Source organism: Bacillus sp. SA1-12, assembly GCF_000981385.1.
Lineage (GTDB): Bacteria > Bacillota > Bacilli > Bacillales > Bacillaceae > Metabacillus.
This window is the reverse complement of record NZ_LATZ01000077.1, coordinates 1-2,144: the sequence shown is the minus strand read 5'-3', so window position 1 is coordinate 2,144 and position 2,144 is coordinate 1. Positions and strand designations below refer to the sequence as shown.

At 38.4% G+C, this 2,144-nt stretch carries 2 protein-coding genes and 1 rRNA gene; all 3 read left to right on the top strand.

The features are described 5' to 3' along the window. Nucleotides 1–398 (top strand): FAD-binding oxidoreductase (locus WQ54_RS34800; protein WP_231597565.1); only part of this gene is annotated, 398 nt, incomplete at its 5' end. Between the two features lie 34 nt (nt 399–432). After that, nucleotides 433–843 (top strand): hypothetical protein, encoded by a 411-nt coding sequence (locus WQ54_RS34795; protein WP_231597566.1) that lies wholly within the window; start codon nt 433–435, stop codon nt 841–843. 692 nt (nt 844–1,535) lie between these two features. Beyond that, nucleotides 1,536–2,144, top strand: a 16S ribosomal RNA gene (locus tag WQ54_RS17830); the annotation flags it as partial.

Sequence of the window (2,144 nt, the reverse complement as noted above, 5' to 3'; positions counted from 1 at the left end):
GTTATATTGCTGACGCATTTATTAATCTTGAGAAAAAACTTTATGAAGAAACGGAACAACAGCTTGGAGGATGGGAAGGTTTTCGTACCTTTTATGTTGATAAGAAAGTGAAAGAGAGTGAAGAAGTAACTTCCTTTTATTTAAAACCAAAAGATGGGGAACCAATTGCTACTTATAAGGCAGGCCAATACCTTACATTAAAAGCAGAAGTTCCAGGCGAGAAATATACACATATACGCCATTACAGTATTTCTGAAGCACCAAGAAAAGATTATTACCGTATTTCTGTCAAGCGTGAAGATGAACATATAGATTCACCAGAAGGTATTGTTTCAAACTATTTACATAAACAAGTTCAACCTGGTGATACACTTTTATTTTTCTGCACCTGCTGGTGATTTTGTCCTTAAACAGGATGATATGCCTGTAGTGATGATAAGTGGAGGTATAGGTATCACTCCATTATTGAGTATGTTGGATTCAATTGCAGCAGAACAGCCACACCGTCAAGTAACTTTCATTCATGCAACAAAAAACAGCAGAACTCATGCATTTAAAGAACAAGTTAAGCAATTAAAGAATAATCATCCTAATATAAAGTCAAATGTATGTTATGACTCGCCAACTGAAGAAGATAAAAAATCTCACCATTACGATAAAGAAGGATTCTTGGATTTTGATTTTCTGCAGTCAGCTATTACCATAAAAGAAGCTCATTTTTATATATGCGGTTCCATACCATTTATGGAAGTAATGGTAAAGGCATTAAATGACTTGGAAATACCAAAGGGACATATTCATTTTGAAGCTTTTAGCCCATTAGCAATTTTAGGAGAAGAATAATCTAATATAAAGGATCTTCACTTCGAAGATCCTCAGTACCGATAATCCCTCATTTATTTTAACTAACATTTTATATTCTTGTGGCATCCGATCAACTAGGAGGCTAGAACTGAATAAAAGTAAGGTAGTTACGATAACCTTAGTAAATGAGTTTAAAGAATTAGAATGATTATTTTATAGAATGATTAAAAGAGCAGCCCCAGCAGAAGTAATTAATTGTTACATTTTAGTGCACCTATTAAAAATATCCTACAAAAAATATTGACTTCTTTAATTACAAGTGATAAAATAACAATCCTGTCGCAATGATGTAGTCACAAGCGATATTTTCACTCAGAAAGTTTTTTCGTAGAAGTAGATAAGAATGAAGTTGTTTAGTACAATGTTTTTCTTGATGATTAAATATCGACAAAAAACAATTTAAAAATATTATTGACTTCTACGAATTCTAGTGATAAGATATTATTTGTCGCCACGAGATCTCAACTAGAGATCAGCGATATTTTTCTTTTTTAAAAATTTTTCGCAGAAGTTGACAAAAAAGAAATAGTTTGATACAATGATATTTGTCGCTGTTTCTTTAGATTCAGTTGATATTCATCTTGATAGTTCTTTGAAAACTAAACAAAACAGAAACGTCAACGTTAATTCTAAGTCTATTTAATAGACATTTTATGAGCTGTATCAACTCTTTATTGGAGAGTTTGATCCTGGCTCAGGACGAACGCTGGCGGCGTGCCTAATACATGCAAGTCGAGCGAATCTGAGGGAGCTTGCTCCTGAAGATTAGCGGCGGACGGGTGAGTAACACGTGGGTAACCTGCCTGTAAGATTGGGATAACTCCGGGAAACCGGAGCTAATACCGGATAACATTTCGAACCGCATGGTTCGAAGTTGAAAGGTGGCTTTTGCTACCACTTACAGATGGACCCGCGGCGCATTAGCTAGTTGGTGAGGTAACGGCTCACCAAGGCGACGATGCGTAGCCGACCTGAGAGGGTGATCGGCCACACTGGGACTGAGACACGGCCCAGACTCCTACGGGAGGCAGCAGTAGGGAATCTTCCGCAATGGACGAAAGTCTGACGGAGCAACGCCGCGTGAGCGAAGAAGGCCTTCGGGTCGTAAAGCTCTGTTGTTAGGGAAGAACAAGTACCGTTCGAATAGGGCGGTACCTTGACGGTACCTAACCAGAAAGCCACGGCTAACTACGTGCCAGCAGCCGCGGTAATACGTAGGTGGCAAGCGTTGTCCGGAATTATTGGGCGTAAAGCGCGCGCAGGCGGTTTCTTAAGTCTGA